The sequence below is a fragment of the Chitinophaga sp. genome, assembly GCF_039596135.1.
Classification (GTDB): domain Bacteria; phylum Bacteroidota; class Bacteroidia; order Chitinophagales; family Chitinophagaceae; genus Chitinophaga.
The window spans coordinates 57,571-82,012 of sequence record NZ_JBCNKH010000017.1 but is presented as its reverse complement, the minus strand read 5'-3'; the positions used below and the strand labels follow the sequence as shown (position 1 = coordinate 82,012).

Sequence of the window (24,442 nt, the reverse complement as noted above, 5' to 3'; positions counted from 1 at the left end):
TTTACAAAGTAACAGGTACACCCCTGTAGAAATCATAAATTCTGATATACAGTGCGGCACTATACTTAGCCTGTATGTATGATTGCAACGCCTGTATGTAGAGATTTTTTTGTACCAGCACTTCCGTGGTATTAGTCGCGCCTATCTTCAGCTGCTCATTGGCTATGCGGTAAGCTTCCTGCGTATACCGCAATTGTTCCACTGCCGCATCGTATTGCGACTGGGCATTGAGTACATTGATATACGCCTGCTCCACTTCGTAAGACAAGGTAGTACGTGTATTTTGCAGGGTCAACTGCGCCTGCCCTACTTCCAGTTTCGCTACGGCTTCATTCACCTTGTTTGCCCGCTTACTAAAGATGGGAACAGAAAGTGTAACCCCGATTTGCTGGTAAAAATTATTGTCCATCTGGCGCATGAAGGAATAATAACTGTTATCGGTATAACTGGTTCCCAGCCCCGCTCCTGCAGACAAGGTAGGCAGGTACCCGGCACGCGCTTTCAACACTCCCAGTTTAGCAGATTCCACGCTTAGCTCACTGCTTTTGACCTCGGGACGGTTATTCAATGCTGTTTGCCTTACTTCGGCCAGTGAAGTCAATACAGGATTAGACATGATCGTATCTGGTTCCAGTACGGCAAAGCCCGTATCCGGTGGTAATTGCAATATTTGTTTCAGGGTCAGCAGGTTTTGGCGGTGGGTATTTTCCGCCGCTACCAGGGTGTATTTATCATTGGCCAATTGCGCCTGCAGTTGAATAAGATCTTTTAATGCCACCGTTCCCGCATCGTAGAACTGCTGCTCCTGTTTTACCTGCGCTTCGGAGGTGGCCACCACATCCCTGACATAGACGATGTTCTCCTTTGCCAGCAGAATATTCAGGTAAGCCTGGGTAATGCTCAGGGTAATATCGTTCTCCGAAGCCGCCAGGTCCAGGCTCGCCACCTGTACCAGCAACTCTTTCTGCCTGATATCATTCCTGAGATAACCACCATTGTACAATGTAACGGAAGCACTGGCCGACGTGCTGCCCGAGGTAGTTACCCGGGATTTTAGGTCCCCGTTTGTGTCGGTCACCTTCGAATGGGTCACTGAAGGGGCCAGGGAGGCAGAAACGCCGGGCAATACTGCTGATCTGGATAATAACAGGTCCTGCTCAGATATACTGCGGTTCAGGCGTAAATTATTGAGTGTGATATTATGCGTTTTGGCATAATCCAGGCAGGTCTGAAGGCTCCATCGTGGAACTGAGTCCTGGGCCTGTATAGGAGCACACTTACAAACAAGGAAACAAAAGATTATGAGTTTGTTGAACATATTTGAACATTTCAAGACAGTTACTCATCCGTTACTAATTTAACTAAAAAACGTGCCATGCTGTTCATTTATAAAATGCAAAAAGCCCATTTTTCTACCATCGGCAGAAAAATGGGCTAAATGGGAACAGTATTTTATTACCTGAAGGATGAGACCAGGAGCTGTGATCAAACCCTGCTTGCTGAATGGGAACAGTATTTTATTACTTGTATGGTATAACGAAAACGTTCACAGAAGCGGGTTGCAAGGTTACGCTGGCACTGTTCTTTGTGACAGTCAGTTTCTGCTGTTGTGGCGCTACCAGCGTAGGCTCGTCCAGTGTATTGATAGCCAGTTTATCGGCCGCTGTGAGAATCTGTTGTACGGCTGCCTCTTTGGTAGTCGTAACCCCTTCCAGCTGAATCTTATAAGGACGGCTGGCAGCAGCAACATTCACCACTTTCAGCAACAACTGGTGTTTGCCGGCATCGATGGTCGCACTGGCATAGATGCTGTCCTGACCAGTAAGTACCCTGCCATTTTCCGTAACAGGAACGGTGTTGGTACCTTTGTTGTTGGCAAACAGTTGCTGCACGTAGTAATTAGGCGTACCTACAGCACGCAGGTTGTCGAACCAGATCAGGTCAGGGCGCCATTGCCATGCTTCCACATGGGCCAGCAGGGGCGCGTACGAAGCCATGTTGACCACGTCTGCATTTCTTTCCAGGCCGGTCATAAAGGCTGCTTCAGCCAGGGCGCTGCCCCAGGTATTGCGGCTTTCAGGCTGGTCTTTCTCTTTGTCCCGAACATGGGCTGCATATTCTCCCGCAAAAACGTGAGGGGCTTTACGATCGTAATTATCATAGCGGGTAGCATTCTGCAGGAACCAGTCTGGCGCCATATAATAATGTTCGTCTACCAGGTCGGCTTTGGAACCTTTCAGCTGGGACCAGCCATAGCGAAAGCGCTCATCGTCAGGAGACGGGCCTGTGCCGGATACCAGTTTGATCTCTGGGTGTTTAGACTTCAGCACAGTCTCCCACATTTTATAACGGGCGAAATACTGGCTATCCCATTGTTCATTGCCCACACCGATCATTTTCAGGTTGAATGGTTTGGGATGCCCCATGTCTGCCCTCAATTTTCCCCATTTTGTATCCGTGCCGGCATTGGCAAATTCGATCAGGTCAAGGGCATCCTGGATATAAGCAGGTACGTCGTCGTCTGCCGCCACTTCGCCGGTATTAAACTGGCAGGCCATACCGCAGTTCAGGATGGGCAACGGCTCGGCGCCAATGTCTTCAGAGAGCTGGAAGTATTCATAGAACCCAAGGCCATAGCTTTGGTAGTAATCACCCGGCGCGCGGTGTGGAAACTCGGTATTCCAGCGGTTCACAATCAGGGTACGCTCTTCTATAGGCCCTACGGTCTTCTTCCATTGGTAACGGTTCACCAGGTCCTTACCTTCCACGATACAGCCACCGGGAAAGCGAACAAAACCGGGATGAAGGTCAGCAAGTAGTTGTACGAGATCGGCACGGAGACCACCCGGACGTTGTTTCCAGGTATTTGCAGGGAAAAGAGACAGCATGTCCGCATCTACGGTGCCATTGCCTTCGAAGAAAACCTGCAGACCGCCTTTAGACACGGTTTCAGCAGCAGTGATGCCGGCTGTATAACTTTTCCAGTCTTTGCCGGGCGTACCTACAGTAGCAGCGCCGATAGCCGCGCCCTTGTCGTTGAGAAGCACCACCTTAATAGTCACATTACCTGTAGTATTACCAGCGAGTACAGAGAAATTATACGTTTCTCCTTTTTTAAAGCCCATACCCCGGAAACCTTCGTTGAAAAGGCCGAAATTGCCGGAAGTAGTAATATGGGCGTAGCGTGGATTGGCCGCATTTTCAGGGGCACGGTTCACGATCAGGACCTTGCCGCTATTAGCCTCTTTAATCACTTTCCATCCCTGTAAAGGCTGGGCAAATTCAAACGAGCGGTTTTTGACCAGCTCAGCATAGATGCCGCCGTCTGCCGAGAAGTTAATATCTTCAAAAAAGATTCCCCACATGGTGGGCTGAACAGTGTGTTGTGGTGTGTTTACTTTGACGGTAAGCGTCTGGGCCACGGAAATTGTTCCGGACAATAATAGCGCTGTAAGACAGCGATGAAGTTTGTATCGCATAACCCTGGAATTATTCAGAAGCCCAATATAGGCTTAAAAAAGGAATTTTTGTGTGTAATTTTGACAGTTATTTTTTGGGGAAATAAAAAAGGAGCTGTGGTTTACAGCTCCTTTTTTATATTACTAATAATTTGGATTCTGAATCAACACCCCATTACTCTTATCAATCTCAGACTGTGGCAATGGGAAATAATAATTTTTAGGTCTTGTAAAAGTACGCGCCGCCTGTATCACCGCACCTGAATACGTCAACTTAGGCTGGTTGTAAATAGTCGTAATATCAATAATACCCGCCTTGTCCCAACGCATCAGATCCTGGTGCCGTTCATTCTCCCCACACAGCTCTACCCTTCTCTCATGCATCAATGCCGTCATACCTGCATTCGATACGCTTGTTAAACCAACCCGGCTGCGAATAGCATTAATTTCCGCATCACCTGCACCTGCCCCCGTCTGACGGATCTTAGCCTCCGCCACACACAAATAAATATCAGATGTACGCATCAAAGGATATTTGAATGAATAATTCAAACCACCTGTACTGGTCCATGCGCAAAACTTATTATAATGATACCCTGTTGAAGACAATGACGCAGTGTAGGTTGCATTACCTGTACCGATATTAATCACATCTCCCGGCTTCATAATACATACATCCTTGCGTGGATCACCCGTTTCAAATTCATCCAGTAATCCCTGTACCGGTGCAAAGAAATCCCATCCACCCCATGCACGTGGTGCATGATAAGTGATGAAGTCTGAATACCCCCATCCTTCCAGTGTCTGTACATTCAGCAGCATCTCGCTGTTATTACTGGTAGCCGGTGTAAAGTTGGCCGCATAGGTAGACTGCAATGCATAGTTTGCATTTGTAATCACGCTATCGCCATACAAAATAGTATTTGCAAAATCATTCTCATAGAGATACAGTTTTGCCAGCAAACCCCATGCAGCCCCTTTGCTCACACGACCGGCCTGCGATGCATCATAGCTTTCAGGCAATAAGATCGCCGCTGCTTTCAGGTCTGCTTCGATCTGTGCATGTACCTCGTCGATAGTAGATTTTGCTTTATTGTAAGTACCATTTTTGATATCTTCTTCCATGATCATAGGTACATCTCCATAGATCAATGCAAGGCGCCAGTAAGCATATGCGCGGAAGAAGTGTGCCTCACCCAGACAACGGTTCTTAATATCCGCACTAATATCCGTAATGTTTGGAATGTACAGCAGTGCACTGTTTGACCTGTTCAGCATTTCGTACTTCCACTTCCAGGGCGCTTTCACTGCAGAATTGGATGCATCGTATGTAAATGCTTCGATGTCTGCCAGCTCAGGGTGATCCCCTGCACGGTACTGGTCGTCAGAACAGTTGTCGTATACAAATTCACCAAAGCCGGTGAAGTCTTCTTCCAGTAAAATATTATAGATCCCTGTGATGCCATCTATCGCGTCAGATTCATTGCGCCAGTAGTTGGCCGTAGTATAGCTACCTTTTTTATCTACATCCAACTCCTTATTACAGGCAAAGAACGCAGGTACACACAGCAGCAGATATTTCATTCGTTTCATTGCTTTAATTCGTTTTGCTTGTTTAGAAATTCATGGTTGCACCAAAAGTGAATACACGGGCCTGTGGATATGTCGCCACGTCTACACCACGCATCAGGTTACCATCTCCACCTGAAGCGGAGGCATAACCCAGTTCAGGATTCAATCCTTTATATTTGGTGATCGTGAATACATTCTGACCAGTGGCATACACCCTGATATCAGAGATCCCTGATTTGCCCCATACACGGGAAGGAATGGTATAACCAAGCGTGATATTTCTCAGGGAGAAATAATTGCCACTTTCTACAAAACGGTCTGAAGTACGTGCATTCTGGTTCGCATCTTCGAGAGACATGCGTGGCATGCTGTTGCTGGTGCCTTCGCCATGCCAGCGGCCCATTGCTTCTGCATACATGTTGTATGAGTAGGTAGGATCCAGGCCCTGCATCCTGTCTGCATTGTACAGTTTTACACCTGCCACACCTGCAAAGGACGCACTCAGGTCAAAGCCTTTGTAATCAATACCAGCCTGTATACCATAGCTCATCCGCGGGTTAGGATCACCCAGATTTGTGCGGTCGCTTTCGTCGATCTTACCATCGCCGTTGATGTCTACAAACCGTACATCACCTGGTTTAATGCTGGCACGGTTGTTATCATTTTTCACATTCGCATCGTTGTCGATAGCTGCCTGGTTCTGATAGATACCATTGGTTTTCCAGCCGTAGAAGGAGGCAATAGGTTGCCCTTCGTAGGTACGGGAAATTTCCTGGTTCTGGCGGCCATAATGTGTAGAGCTGATATAGGTGCCGGAATATAGTTTCGTTACGCGGTTTTTAATGAAGGATGCATTTACGCCCACGTTGTAATGTACGGCCTGTTTGCCACCCCGGTAGTTCACTTCTGTTTCCCATCCTTTATTGCTCATCTGGCCAATGTTCTGGTCAGGAATGGTGCTCGTACCATGTACATCCAGTTCAGGATAAGGTACCAGCATGTCGCGGGTTTTCTTGTTGAACCAGGTCACAGTAGCATTCAGCGCATTTTTAAAGAAGCCCATTTCAGCGCTGATATTGGTCATCTCTGCCTTTTCCCAGGTGATGTTCGGGTTGGCGAGAGAACTGTTCCAGATACCGGTTGTGGCATTGCCACCAAAGGAATATTTACGATCCTTGGTCACGATAGCCAGGTATTGGTAGTCGGTTACGTTCTGGTTACCCAGCTGTCCCCAGCCACCGGTGATTTTCAGATTGCTCATAAAGCCAACGTTGTCTTTAAAGAAGGCTTCATCGCTCACACGCCAGCCCAGTGAGAAGGCAGGGAAATAGCCCCAGCGCTGGTCTTTCGGGAACTTGCTGGAACCATCTGCACGGAAGGTGCCTGTAAACAGGTATTTGCCCTTATAACCATAGAAAGCACGCAGAAAGCCGGAGGCGATGGCACTTTCTGCATTGTAGTTACCCGCCGCATTATAAACAGTGGTACCATTGTCAAGTACCCGCTGGTCAGTCGATTCGTCGGTATAGCCCCAGCGCTCTGCACGGAACCAGTTGCCCTGCGTAGTCTGTACAGAATAACCACCGGTCACAGTCACCTGGTGTACGTTGTTAAATGTTTTGTTATATGTCAGGAAGGCTTCGCCCAGTGCGGTACCGCTGGATTCAGAACGTTGCCACAGGTCAGCGTTTGCACTCACGCGGGTCTGATCGAGGATAGCAGGTGTGAAGCTGTATTGCTGGTAGATCATACCATCATAACCACCGTTCACACGTAAGGAGAGGCCATCAATGATCTGCACCTCGCCGTAAACGCTGGCAAGTACCCGGTAGTTTTTGCCCCAGGTGTCGATATTTTCAACAGTGAATACCGGGTTGTTGATGTCACCCAGTTCGCTGCTGGCTTTCGCGGTACCATAACTCCCATCCTCGTTCCTTACTGGAATAGCAGGATTGAAGCGCAGGGCGCTAAAGATCAGCCCTGTCTGGGAAGAATAGGTATCGAAGCCTTTGCTGTTGCGGTAAGTGAGCTGCAGGTTCTCTCCTACTTTCACCCGGCTGCCGAGCTTATGTTCGGAGTTGATGCGGAAGCTATAGCGCTTGAAGAAGGTATTTTCGATCAACCCTTTTTCGTCGTAATAACCAGCACTGAACAGGTAGTTGGAAGCAGCGCTACCGCCTCGCAGGTTCACATCTGCATTGGTAGTGGAGCCGGTGCCGATCAACGCTCTTTGCCAGTCGGTACGCTGTACGGCATAGTATGGATCCTGCCAGAGCGCGTTGATAGCTACCCCATCGTTGGTATAACGTTCCTGCTTCAGCTGCACGAGTTCAGGTGCGGTGAGCAGTGGAATGTAACGGCGGGCGTTGGAGGTACCTTTGTAAACGTTCACTGTAGCGTGGGTTTTCTCACCATAGCCACCTTTCTTTGTGGTAATGATAACCACACCGTTTGCAGCACGGGTACCATAGATCGCGGAACTGGAAGCGTCTTTGAGTATTTCCATAGAGGCGATGTCGTTCGGACTTACATCACTCAATCCCGTAGCGGGCACCCCATCTATAATAATTAATGGAGAGGCATCATTGATAGTACCTGTACCACGGATACGGATATTCGGTTCAGTACCGGGAGATCCATCAGAACGCACAATGTCTACACCGGGTACTTTTCCCTGTATAGCCTGTGCGGCATCGCTCACGGGCAGGTTCTTAATATCGGAGCCTTTGATGGACGATATGGTACCTGTTACATCACGACGGTTTTGTGTACCATAACCTACTACCACTACTTCACCCAGCCCTTTGGAGGTAGATTGCAGTGATACGGAGAAGGTGGTTTGCGTACCGATGGCAATAGTTTGCTGGGTGTACCCCATAAAAGAGAAGGTCAGGCTTTTGGCCGATTCAGGCACCTGCAGGGAGAAGTGACCTTTGCCATCCGTGATGGTGCCGGTAGTGGTACCCGGCACAGTGATGTTTACACCCGGGAGGCCGCTGCTATCGCTGGCGTCTTTGACCACCCCGGAGATGGTGCGCTGTGCCAGCGCCGCTGTGGCGAGCAGGCATGAAATGAATAGAAGGAAGCATAGCTTGCCCAATGGTTTGTACCTCATAGCAAAGAAAGTAGTTGGATTTTGGAAAACGTGATTATAAATATCAAGGAAGCTTACACACTGTTCGCTGGCATTACATTCAAGTGGCGTACATTATTAATAGGAACACTTTATTACGATGTCACATTCACAGATATGGAAGTAAATGTAGACTTTCTTAACAAGAAATTATGATATTAATTTACCGAGTTTATAAGTTTTAGTTACCTCCGCCATGCTTCATTTTAAAGCTTACTATTCTCAGTATGAAAACGTATACCCGGTCATGTTACCCGATATCTACAGTTTTTACGCCCTGCCGGCCTACTATTTTTAGTAGCGTTGAATGGAGATTAAAAAACTACTCAAATAAGAAATCAATATAAGTTTCTATTTTTCAATTACTTACATAAAGTTTAATTGTCTTTAACATTTTCTTAGAAGATTCTTGCACCGTTTTGGTTACATATCAGACAACCATCATTTATTGATTTTTTTATTAACCATTTAAAATTGAAAAACCATGAAGAAGCAATTAATCCGTTTCGGCCTTATGGCAGGTTTTGGCGCTTTTGTTCTGGCCAATGTGAATGCAATGAATGTAACGTCTGCAGACACTGCGAGCTATTTCAAAGCGGATACCGCTATGATGAGTGACACAGCAAACCTGTTCAAAGCAGATACCGCGCTGACGAAAGATACCGCATCTTTCTTTAAAGCGGATACTGCTATGATGAAAGACACTGCTTTCACCTTCAAAGCTGACACTGCCAACTTCCGTGACACTTCGGCTTTTGCCAAAGCAGACACTGCTTTCAGTAAAGACACCCTGGTGGCTGCAATGATGAAAGACACTGCCAGCTTCACTTTAAAAGGTGATACTGCTAATGGTGTAAAAGCTGACACTGCTGCATTTACTCACAAACTGGATACAACAATGTCTTTAAAAGACACTGCTGCATTCAAATCAGTGCGTGATACTACAGGCAAGCCAGTACCTGATACTACTAAGCCCAAAGAACCTAAAAAGTAGCAGTACAGTGAACATGCCGGTACATGATTGAACCGGAAAGATTTTCTTATTCAAACGGAAACCTTTGAAGCCCCCTGGTAGCTTAATAGCCGGGGGGCTTCTTTTTTAACTAAAAAAAAGCCCCCGGATCGCTCCGGAGGCCTATAATAAATAACAAACTGCCTTAGAAATTATAACCAGCCTTCAGGCCAAAGAAACCCAAACGGTCTCCGTCCTTAAACCAGCTTTCATATTTCGCCTCCACATCCAGACCGAGGAAACGAATACCCACGCCAGGCGCAAAGAGAACAGCAGTACCATCGTAGTCACCTGTGTAAGTAGCAGTACCACCTTCCACCTTTACATACAGTAATGGAATAGAGAATTTATACTTCACACCTACTCTGACTGGAAAAGCCTGCAGGGCAGAATATTTACCTACAGCACCACCACCAGCGCTATAGTCAAAAGACTTACCGGAGAAACGCATGTAACCAGCAGAACCAGTTACACCGAAACCAGCAATCAGTTTGATGTCTGCATTCAGGCCACCACCCCAGCCAGCACTGTGGGTGTCTTTGAAGTCACCTGTAGGAACACCTGTTTCTACATAGGGGCCAATGCTGAATCTCTTCAACTGTGCCTGCGACCGGGTACCGATCACACAAAAAAGCATCAGTAATAATGAAATTTGAATGGTTTTAATCATACGGATATTTTAAAATTCTCACAAATGTAAGTAATTCATATTAAATTACTGTCAGATGGAATACGTAGCTTGTCCCCCGATTGCCTCATAATTCTAAAATAGATATCCGGCCTTCAGGCCAGCCAAATTATAACTTCCGTTAGTAAACCAATTCTCATACTTTGCTTCTATGTCCAATGCGCCGATACGTACCCCTATTCCAGGTGCAAATATTGCCCTTGTGCCCTGACCACTCCAGTGGCCAATTGCGGTGACAGCACCACCCTCTGCCTTTACATATAAAAACGGGATAGGGAATTTGTACCTAAAGCCAATGCGGACAGGGATGTACTGGTAAGGAGCACTGTAAGCTTCAAATTTGGGGTTCTCTACATCAAAAGATAGCAGCCTGGTATCTTCGCCACTAAAACGGGCATACCCTGCCGATCCTGTCAGACTAAAGCCTGATAATAATTTTAACTCAGCGGTGATACCACCACCTACACCAATATTGGCAGTGCGGGAGATATGACCATTGTTATACAATGATTCTACATACGGGCCGAAACTGATTGATTTTGATTGCCCAAAAGTTGTCCCACAAATCAAAAGTAAGAGATAAAGTGTGTTTTTCATGATTACATATATTGAATTAATAAGCTGCTCTGAATCCCCAGTAGCGCATCACGCCTGTGTGATAACGGACTCTTGTATCCCCAACGGGAAATGCTGCTTCTATATACGGGCCAAATGTTAATCTACGCTGGGCAATGATGGTTGTGCATGTTATCAGCAATAACAGGAATAAGAACAAACCGGGTTTGCATATAAATAGGCAATTATAGGGGTTAAACGTAACTACTATATAAAAGTTACTACTGTGGCAAAACTTTATACACGGAATCTTTTGGGGGGATACTGTCAGTCCCGGTGCCGGCAGGCAACCGGTTAGTAGCCGAAGGAAGTGTGACGCCACCTACCGCCTCATTCTGGGCGCCCGCAGGCAGACCCATCTTCTTCATGTCTTTCCTTTCCTTGTTGCTGAATAAATACTGGGGATGTTTTTCTCTGCGCATACCGTCTTCAAAACGGTATTCTGCGCCAAGGCGTGGAGGTTGGTAATATCCACTACGATTCGAGGCACAGCCAGTGCCTGAAAACACAAAACCTGCCAATAAACTAAAAGGTATTAGGATATTGGCAGGCTGTCTAAATTTCTTCCAGGCAGATCTTCTAAGCATGATCCTGGGTTTACTGTCCGATTATAAAACGCAATTTATCTGTTGTTATTATAGAACAGCAAATACAAGGCCAAACTTTATTAATAAAGCTTATTTGTTGTCAGCTCATTATTGGGCGCCGGGAAAATATAATTTGATGCTGACGGCTCTACCGCATTCGCCTGCAGGCTGCTACTCCCCTTGGCAGGAATCGTTTGCAGGTTTCTCAGCAAATCGCCTGATCTGAACCCTTCGCCCAACAGCTCAATTCTTCTCTCTATCGCAATTGTAGATACCAGTGCCGCAGCAGTTGCTACATCCTCATCTGCAAATGTGTAGCTCGCATCGCTACGTGCATGCACCGCCTTTAGCAGGTTCGTAGCCAGGGTCAGATCGCCCGTCTGCGCCGCCGCCTCTGCATAGTTCAATAATACTTCGGCATATCGGATCACCGGAATATAATCGATATAAGGCGATGCCTTCGCATATTTCTTCAGATAATACAAACTGGAAGTTAAACGCAGCAGACCTCTGCGCTTATCGCTGCTTCCCCACTGTGCATTGCCCAATATTCCATCCGGATTCAGGTAATACTCTGAGTTGGCATTATAAATATACCCAATGGCTGACTGACCAGAGTATGAATCGGAAGATGTCATTGGCATAGAGAATATAGACTCGGTAGTGGTATAAGTTGTACCAAATAAGGTCGTAATATCCGACTGCAATGCATGCTTCACCCCATAGCTGGTAGTACTAAACGGTGCAGATGTTTGTGGAACAATTTTCGCAGCTTCTTCCACAACTTTCGCAAAATTATTCATAGTCAGGTACACCCTGGTCTTGAGTGCAATAGCCGTACTTTTATGTGCCCTGGTCGTATTCAGCAAATCTGTTGAATAACTGTCCGGCAGGTTGGCTTCCGCTGCATCCAGGTCAGACAGTATCTGTGTATACACCTCTGCTACCGTGCTGCGTGCCAGGTCATTATTGCTGCCATCAGTTTCTGCCTGCAGGCGCAATGGCAACCCTTTGGACGCTCCCTGGTCTGCATTGTAAGGTGTTGCATACACCGTCACCAGGCTAAAATAACACAGTGCACGAATGTACTTAGCTTCTGCCGTATACTGTGCATTCAGCGTATCAGAGATCACACCGGTGCTCGTAGCCAGACCGTCTATGATGATATTCGCATCGTTGATGGCCGTATACGCCTGCGACCAAAGATTATTAATATCGTTGGAACCAGAGTTGTAGCTATTGTTCCAGCTCTCATACGCCGTGTAACTATTCGCTGTTACGTTAATGAACTCCTCCCCTCTTACATCGCAGTACAGCAGGTACCTGCCGCCGTACAAAGAGGCCCCTTTCACCGCATCGTACGCTCCATTCACCAGCCCCAGTATACGGGAAGCTGAACCAAATGCATTGGCATCGCTGATGGATGTAGAGGGCACTGTATCCAGCAGATCTTTCTCACTGCAGGCAGAGAATGCCAATAACACACCCAGACCTATATATTGATATATCTTCTTCATTTTCCTGATTGTTTTACATTAAAAACCTACGTTAATACCAACTGTGAATGTCCTGCCCTGACCCACTGAGTTTTTCTCAACACCAGGTGTGGTATTGGAGTTACCATTACTGCTTGATTCAGGATCTGTACCTGTGTACCCCGTGAGCAGAAACAGGTTGTTGCCGGATGCATACACACGGGCACTGCTGATACCCGAATTACCAAATACACGGCCAGGCACACGATAACCCAGTGTCAGACTTTGCAGGCGCAGGAAGTCTCCTTTCTCTACGTTAGCCGAAATTGGATAAGAAGAACCGTTGGAGATCTGGTCATTGTATACCAGCCGGGGGATGTCGGTTTTCTGACCTGCAGTCGTCCACCGTTGGGAGATGTCTGTATAGTTGTTGTAAAAACGCTGATCTCTCAGGGTCGCTTTCGTACCATTCATTACATAGTTACCACCTGCGTATGTAAGGTTGATACCCAGGTCAAAGTCTTTGTAGCGGAAATTGTTACTCAGCCCCCCATACCATTTTGGCAATGCATTGCCCAGCAGGTAATAGTCGCTGGCAGAGATGGCAGCTGCTTTCGTACCATCCAGGTAGGTCCAGTTACTCTCGCCCGATGCTACAGCAGCGCTGTACTGTACCCGCTCTCCTGCTTTGTTGATGAAAATACGGCGCCCGTTTTCAGGATTCACCCCATCTGTCTTAGCGCCATACAGGCTACCCACAGAGTACCCCACACGCGTTACGTTACTTGCTTCAGATGAAGTATGGGTGTAACCGATAATGTCTGAGTTGCCTTCTGCCAGTGCAGTCACCTTATTCTTAATATGTGTATAGTTGAAGCTCGCATCCCAGCTAAAGTTCTCCCTGCGGATCACACTGGCTGTCACACCCAGTTCCCAGCCACGGTTGTACATAGAACCTACGTTCATGAGGATGGCATTGTCAGGAATACCTTTGGATGCAGATTGCGGTGCACTCAGGATCAGCCCATTCACATCGTTGTTAAACCAGGTCCCTTCTACCTGTATCCTGTTGTTCAGCAAACCCAGATCGAGGCCAATGTTGGTTTGTTTACTGGTTTCCCATGACAGGTCAGGGTTACCGGCCTGGCTCAGGTACCAGGTAGCTGCACTACCGTACAGGGAGGCACTGTACAGGCTCTGACTCGCGTAGTCGTTACTTACGTTCCCATTCCCTACACGCCCCCAGCTGGCACGCAGTTTCACATTGTCTACAATATGACTGATGTTAAGCGATTTGTAAAATCCTTCTTCAGATACTAGCCAGCCGGCGCTCACCCCACCAAAGTTACCGAACTTGTTGTTGACCCCCAGTGCAGAGTTACCATCACGACGGAAGTTCGCCGTCAGAAAGTACTTATTGTTGAAATCGTAAGTCACACGGGAAAAGTAAGAGATGAAAGCCTTTTCACTCTTGCTGTTGCCGCTGGCTGTTACTGTACCATAGCTGCCTTCGTAGTTGGTAAAGAAATTATCTGCTGCTACAGTGGCATAAGCACCCCACGAAGTAGTTTCGAATTTCTGTACGTCGTAACCCAGTAAAGCAGTCACGTGGTGCTTGCGATATTTGTTATTGAAAGACAGGGTGCTCGCCCAGTCCCAGTTGTTACGCAGGGCGCTCACGTTGGTAGCAGAACCACCTACGGAATAACCCGAAGAACCCAGCTGTGAACTTAACCACGTATTGTTTTCAGTTCTCAGCCTGTCCATGGCATAAGTGGTATTCAGTTCAAAGTGATAAGGCAATCTGATTGTACCACCTACATTACCTGTGAAGCGATCGTTCTCAGTGGTATAGCTGCTCAGGTCGAACAATGCCTTTGCATTCCACAGGGTATTGGTCACCTGGTTGTTGCCCATACCTAACGTACCTGTTGAACTGAGGTTGTAGCTACCGTCTGCATTGTACACCGGCACATTGGGCGCCAGTGCAGTAGCCAGACGTGCCGCACCGATGATCAGGAAGGTACTGTTAGGCAGGGAACCTGTGTTCTGACTTTGGTTGAATGATGTATTGTATGCACCACCAGCTCTTATTTTGAACCATTTGGTTACTTCATGGTCAACGTTGAACCGAAGGGACTTACGTTTGAATTCGTTGTCTACCACAAAACCCTGTTGGTTGGAGTAGTTGGCAGATAAATAGTAGTTTGTTGTTTTGTTACCGCCAGATACGCTGATGTTATGATTCTGGGAATATGCAGTACGGTAAATATAATCGTACCAGTTAGTATTCACCACGGAACCATCTGTATTATAACTGGGGAAGAACAGTGCTGAAGCTACGCTGCTGTTGTTTTCATTACCACCCAATACTTTTGCATTGTATACCGCCTCGTTTTTGTACTTCATATAACCGGTAGCATCCAGCAGCTTGGGCAGGCGGGCTGCCTTCGTCAGACTTCCCCATGCATCGTATACGACTTTCGCTTTTCCTTCCTTACCTCTCTTAGTCGTGATCAGGAGTACGCCGGCAGCAGCACGGGAACCGTAAATGGAAGTAGATGCCGCATCTTTCAGCACATCGATCGATTCAATATCTGCAGGATCAATATCACTAAGCGGATTGTTAGGTACGGAAGTACTGGTAGAGATGTTGCCGGTATTTACAGCAATACCATCGATCACCACCAGCGGATAAGAGCTGAGAGAAATGGAATTCACACCACGGATGCGGATCACAGGCGGATTGTTCAGCACCCCGTTTGGCGAAGCAATGCTCACACCTGCTGCCCGGCCAGACAGTGCCTGGTCAAAACTCTGTACGGGTGCATCTTTCACGAGTGCGCCAGAGATGCGTGCAGCAGCACCGGTAAATTCTCTTTTCGTTTGTGTACCATACCCAACTACCACTACCTCATTCAAACCACTGGCCGTAGATTCCAGCCTGGCATTCAAAGTATTTCCACTGATGGGTAAAGTTATTTTCTGGTAACCGATATAGGTGAATTCCAGCGAAGTGACGCCCTCAGGTACTTCAATAGAGAAGTTACCCTGGCCATCGGTCTGAACCCCGATAGCTTTACCAGTCGTCTTTACAGATACCCCGGGAATAGGGCTATCATTGTCTTTCGCTGTCACTTTGCCGGAGATACGGCGTGACTGTGCCGCTGCGCCCAGGTAAAGGGATAGCAGCAACAAAGCGCTTACGATTTGTTTCATTGTTTTCTTTGCTTGATAGGAGGTAATAAAGTCCTGAGCACACAGTGTTCGCCTGACTGTGTACTGGTTGGTTGATTAAATAAATAACTGTGTGGGAAGCTTAGTGGCTTAATTGTTCTTTGATTACAGACACCATGGCTGCAAACTCTTTTTCATCATACAATCTTGTTAAGTATATTATTTTTCCTGTTCTGTCAATGACAATGTTCCGGGTCACACCTGCATTTTTGTCGGCATAGCGGCGGAAGATAGCTGCACCGGGATCGAGTGCCAGCGGGTACGAGATGTTCATGTCTTCATGAAATTTCGAGACCTTTTCCAAAGGTTCGTCTCTGTCCACGCCTATTAAAACAAAGTCTTTATTTTTGTGGGCCTGCCATACTTCTGATTCAAGATGAGGCATCTCTTTGCGGCATACACTACACCAGCTGGCAGTGAACTGCAATACCACTACTTTACCACGCAGTTCTTTCAGCGTAGTCTTTTTACCATCGGTCAATATCAATTCAAAATCATCAGGGGCCTGATCGCCTACTTTAACAAGATACCCTCTGCTGTCGGCGGCAGGATTTTCATATTTTACTTCTTTGGTTGGCGCGGGTGCAGCTGTCTGAGCATATCCTGTCAGGGCAAAACCCAATACTGCGCTGCATAACAACAGTTTTTTCATTGTACTTTGTTTACTAGTTAAGCGGTCAATACTACAGTATAGAGGAGGTTAATGTTACAACTTCACAGGGACAAAGATAATCAAATACTCTACAAAACAAGTAGGGTTTTAAAATATTTGTTAAATACACAAAAAAAGGAAGGTGTATCGTACTTCGATACACCTTCCTCCATCTCAAACTATCTTGTTATATTTCACTTGCCTTGTACCCCGCAGCTTCCACCTGCTTTATTACATCAGCCGCCGATAATCCTTTGTCATCATTGACTGTTAGTATTTTATCAGGATTAGTAGTATCTACTTTCCATGCATCCTTACCGGGTGCCTTATCTAAATACGGTGTTACTTTTGCCACACACGCATCGCATTTAATATTCGTCTTGAATTGCATACTATTTATAATTTAGTCCATTTTAATCTTAAACTATTACTGACTACTGATACGGAACTCAGGGCCATGGCAGCACCGGCAATCATCGGGTTCAATGTAAACCCATTGACTGGATACAGGATACCTGCGGCCAATGGTATACCTATCAGGTTGTAAATAAAGGCCCAGAACAGGTTTTGCCTGATGGTGCGAACTGTCAGTTTAGACAAAGCCAGCGCCTTTGGAATAGCCTGCAAATCGGCAGTAATAAGGGTCATCTTCGCCACATCCATCGCAATGTCTGAGCCCTTGCCCATAGCAATACTTACATCGGCCTGTGCCAGTGCCTGGCTGTCATTGATCCCATCACCCGCCATCGCTACTACCTTGCCCTGCTCCTGCAATGATTTTACAAAAGCGGCTTTATCTGCCGGCAGCATCCCTGCTTTGTAATGTGCTATACCTACTGACCGGGCTACAGCAGCTGCGGTTTTTTCATTATCACCTGTAAGCATGTATACCGTAATACCTTGCTGTTTCAGCTGTGCGATAGCTGGTGCAGAAGTAGGCTTCACCTTGTCAGTGATATGGATGTAGCCGGCTATTTTATCATCTTCTGCCATGATAATGGTAGCATTGCTATCTGTTTCAATATTCAGTAATGCCGCATTCCCTGCCAGGTAACGGTGACCATTATAGGTAGCAGCAATGCCTTTGCCTGTGATGCTTTCTATCCGGGAAAGTTTTACCGGTTGCACACCGGCCTCCTGCAGATGATCTACGACTGCCAGTGCCAGCGGGTGCTCAGATTGTAACTCCATTGCCAGCAATACAGGCAGCAGTGCCGCATCCACTGTAATGCTTTCTACTGTAGGTTTACCGGCTGTAATTGTTCCGGTCTTATCCAGTAACAATACATTCGTCTTATATCCTTTTTCCAGGCTCTCTGCATCCCTGATGAGGATATTATTATCCGCACCACGGCCAATGCCTACCATAATCGCTGTAGGCGTTGCCAACCCCAATGCACAGGGGCATGCTATCACCAATACCGTTACTGCTGCCAGCAATCCGTGGGTAAAATCACCTGCCAGTAACCAAATGCCGAAAGTTACAATGGCAATACCGATCACGACCGGCACAAAGATGCCCGCTATTTTATCGACCAGCTGCTGCACCGGCGCTTTACTGCCCTGTGCTTCCTGTACCATGCGAATGATCTGTGCCAGTACAGTATCGGCGCCTACCTTCTCGGCCCTGAACTGAAAACTGCCCTGCTGATTGATAGTACCTGCAAATACTGCCGTACCTTTCTCTTTCAATACAGGTACGGGTTCCCCGCTGATCATACTTTCATCTACGTAAGACATGCCTTCTACAACTACCCCATCCACCGGAATACGACTACCGGGTTTAACCAGTATCATATCATTCACCTGCACGGCTTCCAGCGGTACTTCCACCTGCTCATTGCCCCGCATCACGGTGACTGTTTTAGGTTGTAATCCCATTAGTTTCTTCAGTGCAGATGATGTATTTGACTTCGCCTTTTCTTCCAGTAACTTACCCAGCGATACAAATGCGATCACCACTGCCGCTGCTTCGAAATATACATGCGCATGCAGCCCCCTGGCCATCCAGAAGTGTGGATTGATGGTATTAAATACACTGAAAATCCAGGCAATACCTGTGCTTAGTGCGACCAATGTATCCATATTGGATTTCCCGTGCCGGGCCTGTTTCCAGGCATTCACAAAGAAGGGCTTACCCAGCCAGAATACCACCGGTGCAGACAATACACACATGATCCAGTTCGCATAGGGTATATTCATAAAGAACATACCTATTACCACTACCGGCAATGATAAAATAACTGCAATAATAGTTCGGGTCTTTAAAGCCTCGTAGTGACTTTGCTGTGCCTCTTGTTGAATTTCCGAGCGGTTATGGGTTGTTATGACGAGGTCGTATCCTACACTACGAACGGAATTGCGCATGGTCTCAGGCGTTACCTGGTCAGCGTCGTAAGTCACAAATGCGGTCTGGTTGGCATAGTTGACGGTGGCCTCCTGAACACCGGGTACGGCGTCCAGCATGGAGGAAACGCTTGCTGCGCAGGCTGCGCAACTCATTTCCAGAACGGGAAAAGTTTCTTTTATTAAGTGTGCCATGGTACAAAGCTACCAAGGACAAAGGGAAGGGTTGTTATATCATCAGGTATAAAATGTATATAATTATTATACCTGGTCCAATGGCTTGCGGCTGTTCTCTTTCAGCTGGCGATAAGCGCTGGGCGTCATACCCGTGATCTTCTTAAACTGCTGGCTCAGGTGCTGTACGCTGCTATAGCCCAGGTTATCTGCAATTTCGCTCAGGTTCATTTCGTCGTATTGCAACAGTTCTTTCACTCTTTCAATACGTTGCAGAATCACATACTTTTCTATTGTAAGCCCTTCAGTTGCGCTGAATGCAGTAGACAGGTAATGGTAATCTACCCCGATGTTATCCTGCAGAAATACAGACAGTTTGGTATTTAAAGTGTCATTATCCTTGCCATGAATAAGGTTGATGATGGTTGTTTTGATTTTTTCTACCAGCGCATTCCTTTTATCGTCCAGCAGTTCAAAACCCAGTTGCTTCAGGTTATCGCCCAGTTCCTTCAGTTGCTCCGGTGCGGGCGTTTCCCTGAGGCTGACTTCTCCCAGTGAAATACTATTGAAAGGGATATGTAGTTTTTCGAGTTCCTGGCTCACCACCATAATACAGCGGTTACAAACCATATTTTTTATAAACAAATGCATCTGGCAAAGTTATGTTATCTTAATTAGAGGGACAAACAACCTAATTGATTACCTTTACGCCGGTCTTACAAAACATCATCATGCGAAAGTATTTACTTTTTCTGCTCACCGGCCTCCTGTGCAGCTGTGCAGAAAATGCGAAAAAGCCCTTACCTGATGCAGGCAGCTCCCTTACCTTAGACGAACAGTCTGCCAGTTCCACCGCCAGCCCTCTTCCTGATAAGATTATCGCGGAAAGGACCAATGGCACCGTCACCCTTTTAGATACCATCGATGGCAAGCCCCTCGTTTCCCTGAATGACAATGTACTGCTGGATGCTACCATGCCTAAAAACGGCTGGTCAGAAACCAGTATCGAAATAGCTGTCAACGCTGCACAGGAAAAAAGTATGATCATCAAAAAAGGGCAACTCCTCTCCCTCGCAGGCAAAGTAGTTGGCAAAGCACTGGATGACCTGCACCTGGTCACTACCGGCGAAAATATGCATGGAGAACTGACAGGATTTTTCTTTGGCTATATCCGGCAAAAAGATATCAAACCCGGTTCTGTTATCGAAACCGCATTAGCAGCATACCTGCGTACACACAATGGCAGGTTGCTACCCGATATGCAACCGTTTATCAAGCAATTCCAGTTGGAAAATACCGGTGTGAACGCACCGTTCCTCGAGTATCAGAACTATGATAATTCGGTGGATGATCCGTCTCCACTGTATAGGATGGTGCTGGTGTTTTATAAAAACACTTTAATTGGCGCAGTTGCCGCCCGGCCACTGCAACTGGCCAATACACAGTCACAACCCCTGGAAAGAGGATTTACCGGTTACTTCTTCAATGATACTGACCAGAAAGTAAAAGAGGAATATGTAAAACTGTTCAATAGCTTTATCACAAGCGTGGACTAAGCGCCGTATCAATATAATTTTGCACCAGCCGGATCGCCTTACTGATCTTATCCCGGGCTTCTATCGCCAATCCCTGTAAGGCCTCCGGCTGTATATTTTCTACACCTTCTATTTGCTCTGCCAGCACAGACAGCTCCATCAATCCCACTGTGATGGCCACCCCCTTCAGTTTATGCCCCCAGCTATTTAATCCGTACACGTTTTCACCTTTTAACACACTGTCCAAATCCGTCATCAGTTTATTGAATTCTTTGATTGTCAACGTAAGAATCTCTTTCATGTACGCAGGATCATCATCCCCCAGGTAGGTTTTTAAGTATTCCACATCAAATTCATCGGCCTTCACTTTCGGTTCCTGCGATTGATCGGGACTCAACCATTTATTGAACATCGCTACCATCGTATTTTCTATAAATGGCTTTGCCATAAAATCGTCCATGCCGGCCTCTATACACTTCTCCCGCTCCCCCATTATATTGCCTGCCGTGAGCGCAATAATAGGTACCCTGGACCCGGCATATACCGAGCGAATCTGCCTGGTCGCTTCAATTCCGTTCATCTCCGGCATCTGGATGTCCATAAGAATGATATCAGGCATGATATGGCTTACGATCTCAAGGGCTTCCTTTCCATTATTCGCTTCATGTATCACCGCTGCCGGTGCTATGCGGGAAATAATGGTCGTAGCAAGGAACATATTGATCGGGTTGTCTTCTACCACAAGCACATTGAAACCATCTCCCCGTGCAGGCTGCGCGGTCTGTTCCGCTGGAACCGGTTTGACCGTTTCTTTCTTAAATAAACGGGACAAGGCGTTGTACATCTCCTGCATCTTAATAGGTTTTACAAGGCGCTGTTGTACATGCAGGCGTTCACAAGCCTTGATGATCCTTTCATCATCAGAGGAACTATGCAGTAAAATGATTTTCTGCCGGGGATCGGCATTAATATTCTTTCTCATTTTCTCAATAGTCTCAATACCATCCATGAAAGGCATGTGATAATCCATGAGCACTACGTCGAAGTTGTCTTTCTTGGATAAAACTTCCAGCGCTTCGAACCCATTTCTCGCTTCTACAAAACTGATCCCTTTCAGCAGGAGCATTTCCCTGATGATCACCCGGTTGTTGTCATTGTCATCTACAATCAATACATGCTTGACCATGTCGATGTCTTCCCAGTGTATCTGCTCACCATGCTCTGTTTTCACGGTGATGTCGAAGTAAAAACGGCTTCCTTTTCCGGGTTCACTTTCCAGCTGCAGAGAAGTACCCATCAACGCCAGTAATTTATTCGAAATGGTCAGCCCTAAACCCGTACCCCCGTATTTTTTGGTGGTGGAAACATCTTCCTGCAGGAAGGCTTCAAAAATCTTGTGCGCCTTTTCAGGGCGGATACCTATACCCGTATCGCGTACCTCAAAACGTAAACGATCTTCCTGCTCCAGTTGCGTTACTTTCAGTTCAATCTCGCCCGCAGGGGTAAACTTCACGGCATTCCCCATGAGGTTCACGAGAATTTGTTTCAAACGCACTTCATCTATGTATACAAAACGGGGCAGGTTGGAAGAGACATTCAGTAATAACTCCAGGCCCTTGTTCTGTGCCTGGTAACTGATGATGTCACTCGCCTGGCTACAGAACTCATAGAGATCACATTTGTCAATATCCAGTTCCAGCTTGCCGGCTTCGATCTTCGAGAAGTCAAGAATATCGTTGATGATGCTTAAAAGGGCATTTGCAGACTGATTTACAATCGATAGGTACTGATTTTGAGACTCTGTAAGGTGTGTCTTTAAAACGAGGTCAGTGAAGCCAATAACGCCGTTTAACGGGGTCCTGATTTCATGGCTCATGTTCGCCAGGAATTCTGACTTCGCAATATTGGCCTGTTCGGCCTGAATTTTCGCCTTTTTATATTCTTCCTGTTGCAACCAGGCATCCGTAATATCCTGTGTGAACATCATAATGCCACCAATCTTACCATCGTACTGGTACCAGGGTCGTACCTCCCAGCGCAGGTACTGATCATGGTCCCAGCCTTCAGGACGCCATACGTCCTGTTCTTCCCGCAGTACTTCGCCTGCCTGGGCGCGGGCATGAATCTGCTTCCAATTGTCAGATATATTCGGGAAGATGTCATAATGAGACATGCCCAGTACCGGCTGCCCCTGGATCTGGAATTCTTCCAGCCAGCGACGGCTCACGGCGATATAGCGCATTTCCTTGTCGAACATGGCTACTGCCGCAGGGGCGTGTTCCACAAAGGTAGAGAGACGAAGTTTTTGTGTGATGAGTTCTATCTCAGCAAGTTTCTTGTCGGTAATGTCCTGCAGGGTGCCATAGAGCCGCTTGCACCGGCCATTTTCAAACTGTGCGCTGCCACGGCTGCGTACCCATCGTTCATTCCCTTTTTCCGTGACGATTTCCAGTTCAAGGTTAAAGGGATTGCCGGTGGCAATAGTCTCTGCCAGTGCCGCCTGTAGCCGCCGGCGGTTTTCACCCTCTTTGTAAAAGCGCATGCCGTTCGAAAAGGTAGCGGCATCAGTGACCTCTACTTCCAGGATTTCGCGGGTTACGTCAGACCAGAACACGGCGTTGCTGCGCATGTCTACTTCCCAGGCACCGATCCTTGCCACTTTGTTCGTACGTTCCAGCATGTCTGTAGAGCGCTTCAGGTCCTTTTCCAGTTGAAAATGAACGGTAATATCTGCAGAATTGGAGATGACATAATCATCGACCAATACGTTGTTGTAGTGCAGAATGGCGGGTGTGCCGTCTTTCTTCAATACTTTCATGATCCCGCTTAGTTTGCCGGTTTTTTGGATCTGGTCCAGGTATTTCTGTACTTCATGGTGCAATTCCGGGGGGCTGATGTCGAACAGGCTGGAACTGACAATTTCACGGATGGTATAACCCAATCCCGCTGCGCCGGCTTCATTGCCAGTGAGGAAATGGCCCCGCAGGTCGTGGGTGCACATAAAACCCGGAGAATTTTCGAAGAAGGTGCGAAAATTGCGTTCGCTTTCTTTCAGCAATTGTTCCCGTCTACGTTCTTCGGTAATATCACGGCCAATGCTGAAAATATCTTTGGTATCGGGTTCGGCGGTGGCCATCCAGGAGATAGTGCGCCATTCGCCTGATTTGGTTCTAAGGCGGTTCACGAAGGCGATGGCCGACTTACCGGCAATCATGTTGTCGCTTTCAACCAGGGAGGCTGCCAGATCATCGGGGTGAATCATTTCCAGGATGTTCTGTTGCAGCATTTCTTCCGGTGAATAGCCAAAGATGTAGGTGTAGGTCGCATTCACCTTTTTGAACTGTCCTTCGGAGTTGGTGATCCCTACAAGGTTGTCAGACAGCAGGAAGAGTTTCTCCAGGTAGTAGACTTCTTCTTTCTGACGGCGGTTCAGGATCAGGGTCATGATTTCATTCGCGAGGAGCTGCAGGGCATGGCGCTGGCTGTCGAGCAACTGACGGGGTTGCTCATCCATCACGCAGAGCACACCGAGGATGGTACCTTTGTGATCGCGGATGGGATAGCCGCAGAAGAAGCGGAAGAAGTTGCCTTCGCCGGTATCGGATTTTTCGAGGTAGTCGTTGGTGCGGAGTATCTCTTCGGTGAAAGACCAGTCGCGGGGAACCTCTCTGAAGTTGAGACCGATGGAAGACTTGAACCATTGACGGTCCTGGGCAGGAAAGGTGATGCAGGCTGCGGAGGTATTGCAGGTGAGGGCTGCCAGGGTAGTGAGCCGATCGAATTCCTCTTCCGGAAGAGAGTCGAGAATGTGATAGCCAGCCAGTGTTTTCAATCTTTCGGCTTCGCTCTGAATAGGACTGGTTGCTTTCATATATTTTGAAACAGTAATAGTATATAACACGCAATTATTAAAACTGTTCACCGAAAAAGGACTTTTGCCGAAGGAGTGGTTTTGTAA

The 24,442-nt window shown here is 47.1% G+C and carries 16 protein-coding genes; 2 read left to right on the top strand and 14 right to left on the bottom strand.

Features of this window, described 5'->3' with window-relative positions:
- Window position 1: 1 nt before the first annotated feature.
- The 4 genes from ABDW16_RS13090 to ABDW16_RS13075 form a co-directional block, all read right to left on the bottom strand.
- Window positions 2-1,318: a TolC family protein gene (locus ABDW16_RS13090; protein ID WP_343670296.1), complete on the bottom strand. Its 1,317-nt coding sequence runs from the start codon at window positions 1,316-1,318 to the stop codon at window positions 2-4.
- Window positions 1,319-1,520: 202 nt separating this feature from the next.
- Window positions 1,521-3,479, bottom strand: a complete 1,959-nt coding sequence (locus ABDW16_RS13085) for an alpha-L-arabinofuranosidase C-terminal domain-containing protein (RefSeq protein ID WP_343670295.1) — start codon at window positions 3,477-3,479, stop codon at window positions 1,521-1,523.
- Between the two features lie 123 nt (window positions 3,480-3,602).
- Complete coding sequence (locus ABDW16_RS13080) at window positions 3,603-5,051, bottom strand: RagB/SusD family nutrient uptake outer membrane protein (RefSeq protein WP_343670294.1); 1,449 nt, start codon at window positions 5,049-5,051, stop codon at window positions 3,603-3,605.
- A 22-nt stretch (window positions 5,052-5,073) separates the two neighbouring features.
- On the bottom strand, window positions 5,074-8,145 hold the full coding sequence (locus tag ABDW16_RS13075; RefSeq protein ID WP_343670293.1) for a TonB-dependent receptor: 3,072 nt from the start codon (window positions 8,143-8,145) through the stop codon (window positions 5,074-5,076).
- 502 nt (window positions 8,146-8,647) lie between these two features.
- On the opposite strand from ABDW16_RS13075, the gene ABDW16_RS13070 reads away from it, so the two are divergent.
- Complete coding sequence (locus ABDW16_RS13070; RefSeq protein ID WP_343670292.1) at window positions 8,648-9,157, top strand: hypothetical protein; 510 nt, start codon at window positions 8,648-8,650, stop codon at window positions 9,155-9,157.
- Window positions 9,158-9,320: 163 nt separating this feature from the next.
- Here the strand turns inward: ABDW16_RS13070 and ABDW16_RS13065 are convergent, their stop codons facing one another.
- The 9 genes from ABDW16_RS13065 to ABDW16_RS13025 form a co-directional block, all read right to left on the bottom strand.
- A complete protein-coding gene (locus ABDW16_RS13065) occupies window positions 9,321-9,845 on the bottom strand; it encodes a hypothetical protein (RefSeq protein ID WP_343670291.1) in 525 nt (174 codons plus the stop codon).
- 93 nt (window positions 9,846-9,938) lie between these two features.
- On the bottom strand, window positions 9,939-10,460 hold the full coding sequence (locus ABDW16_RS13060; protein ID WP_343670289.1) for a hypothetical protein: 522 nt from the start codon (window positions 10,458-10,460) through the stop codon (window positions 9,939-9,941).
- A gap of 239 nt (window positions 10,461-10,699) precedes the next feature.
- Window positions 10,700-11,065: a hypothetical protein gene (locus tag ABDW16_RS13055; RefSeq protein WP_343670288.1), complete on the bottom strand. Its 366-nt coding sequence runs from the start codon at window positions 11,063-11,065 to the stop codon at window positions 10,700-10,702.
- 80 nt (window positions 11,066-11,145) lie between these two features.
- A complete protein-coding gene (locus tag ABDW16_RS13050) occupies window positions 11,146-12,582 on the bottom strand; it encodes a RagB/SusD family nutrient uptake outer membrane protein (RefSeq protein WP_343670287.1) in 1,437 nt (478 codons plus the stop codon).
- A gap of 18 nt (window positions 12,583-12,600) precedes the next feature.
- Window positions 12,601-15,759: a TonB-dependent receptor gene (locus ABDW16_RS13045; protein WP_343670286.1), complete on the bottom strand. Its 3,159-nt coding sequence runs from the start codon at window positions 15,757-15,759 to the stop codon at window positions 12,601-12,603.
- A gap of 100 nt (window positions 15,760-15,859) precedes the next feature.
- Window positions 15,860-16,429 carry a TlpA disulfide reductase family protein gene (locus ABDW16_RS13040; protein WP_343670284.1) on the bottom strand — a complete coding sequence of 190 codons (570 nt, stop codon included), beginning with the start codon at window positions 16,427-16,429 and terminating at the stop codon, window positions 15,860-15,862.
- Window positions 16,430-16,616: 187 nt separating this feature from the next.
- Window positions 16,617-16,820 (bottom strand): heavy metal transport/detoxification protein, encoded by a 204-nt coding sequence (locus ABDW16_RS13035; protein ID WP_343670283.1) that lies wholly within the window; start codon window positions 16,818-16,820, stop codon window positions 16,617-16,619.
- 5 nt (window positions 16,821-16,825) lie between these two features.
- Entirely contained in the window at window positions 16,826-18,970 is a 2,145-nt protein-coding gene (locus tag ABDW16_RS13030) for a heavy metal translocating P-type ATPase (protein WP_343670282.1), read from the bottom strand.
- A gap of 66 nt (window positions 18,971-19,036) precedes the next feature.
- A complete protein-coding gene (locus tag ABDW16_RS13025; protein ID WP_343670281.1) occupies window positions 19,037-19,600 on the bottom strand; it encodes an AraC family transcriptional regulator in 564 nt (187 codons plus the stop codon).
- An 80-nt stretch (window positions 19,601-19,680) separates the two neighbouring features.
- Here ABDW16_RS13025 and ABDW16_RS13020 point away from each other — a divergent pair, with 80 nt between their 5' ends.
- A complete protein-coding gene (locus tag ABDW16_RS13020) occupies window positions 19,681-20,505 on the top strand; it encodes a hypothetical protein (protein WP_343670280.1) in 825 nt (274 codons plus the stop codon).
- On the opposite strand, the gene ABDW16_RS13015 is transcribed toward ABDW16_RS13020, so the two are convergent.
- Window positions 20,489-24,355, bottom strand: coding sequence for a response regulator (locus ABDW16_RS13015; protein WP_343670279.1), 3,867 nt, complete (start codon window positions 24,353-24,355; stop codon window positions 20,489-20,491). The genes ABDW16_RS13020 and ABDW16_RS13015 overlap by 17 nt on opposite strands.
- Between the last annotated feature and the right edge of the window lie 87 nt (window positions 24,356-24,442).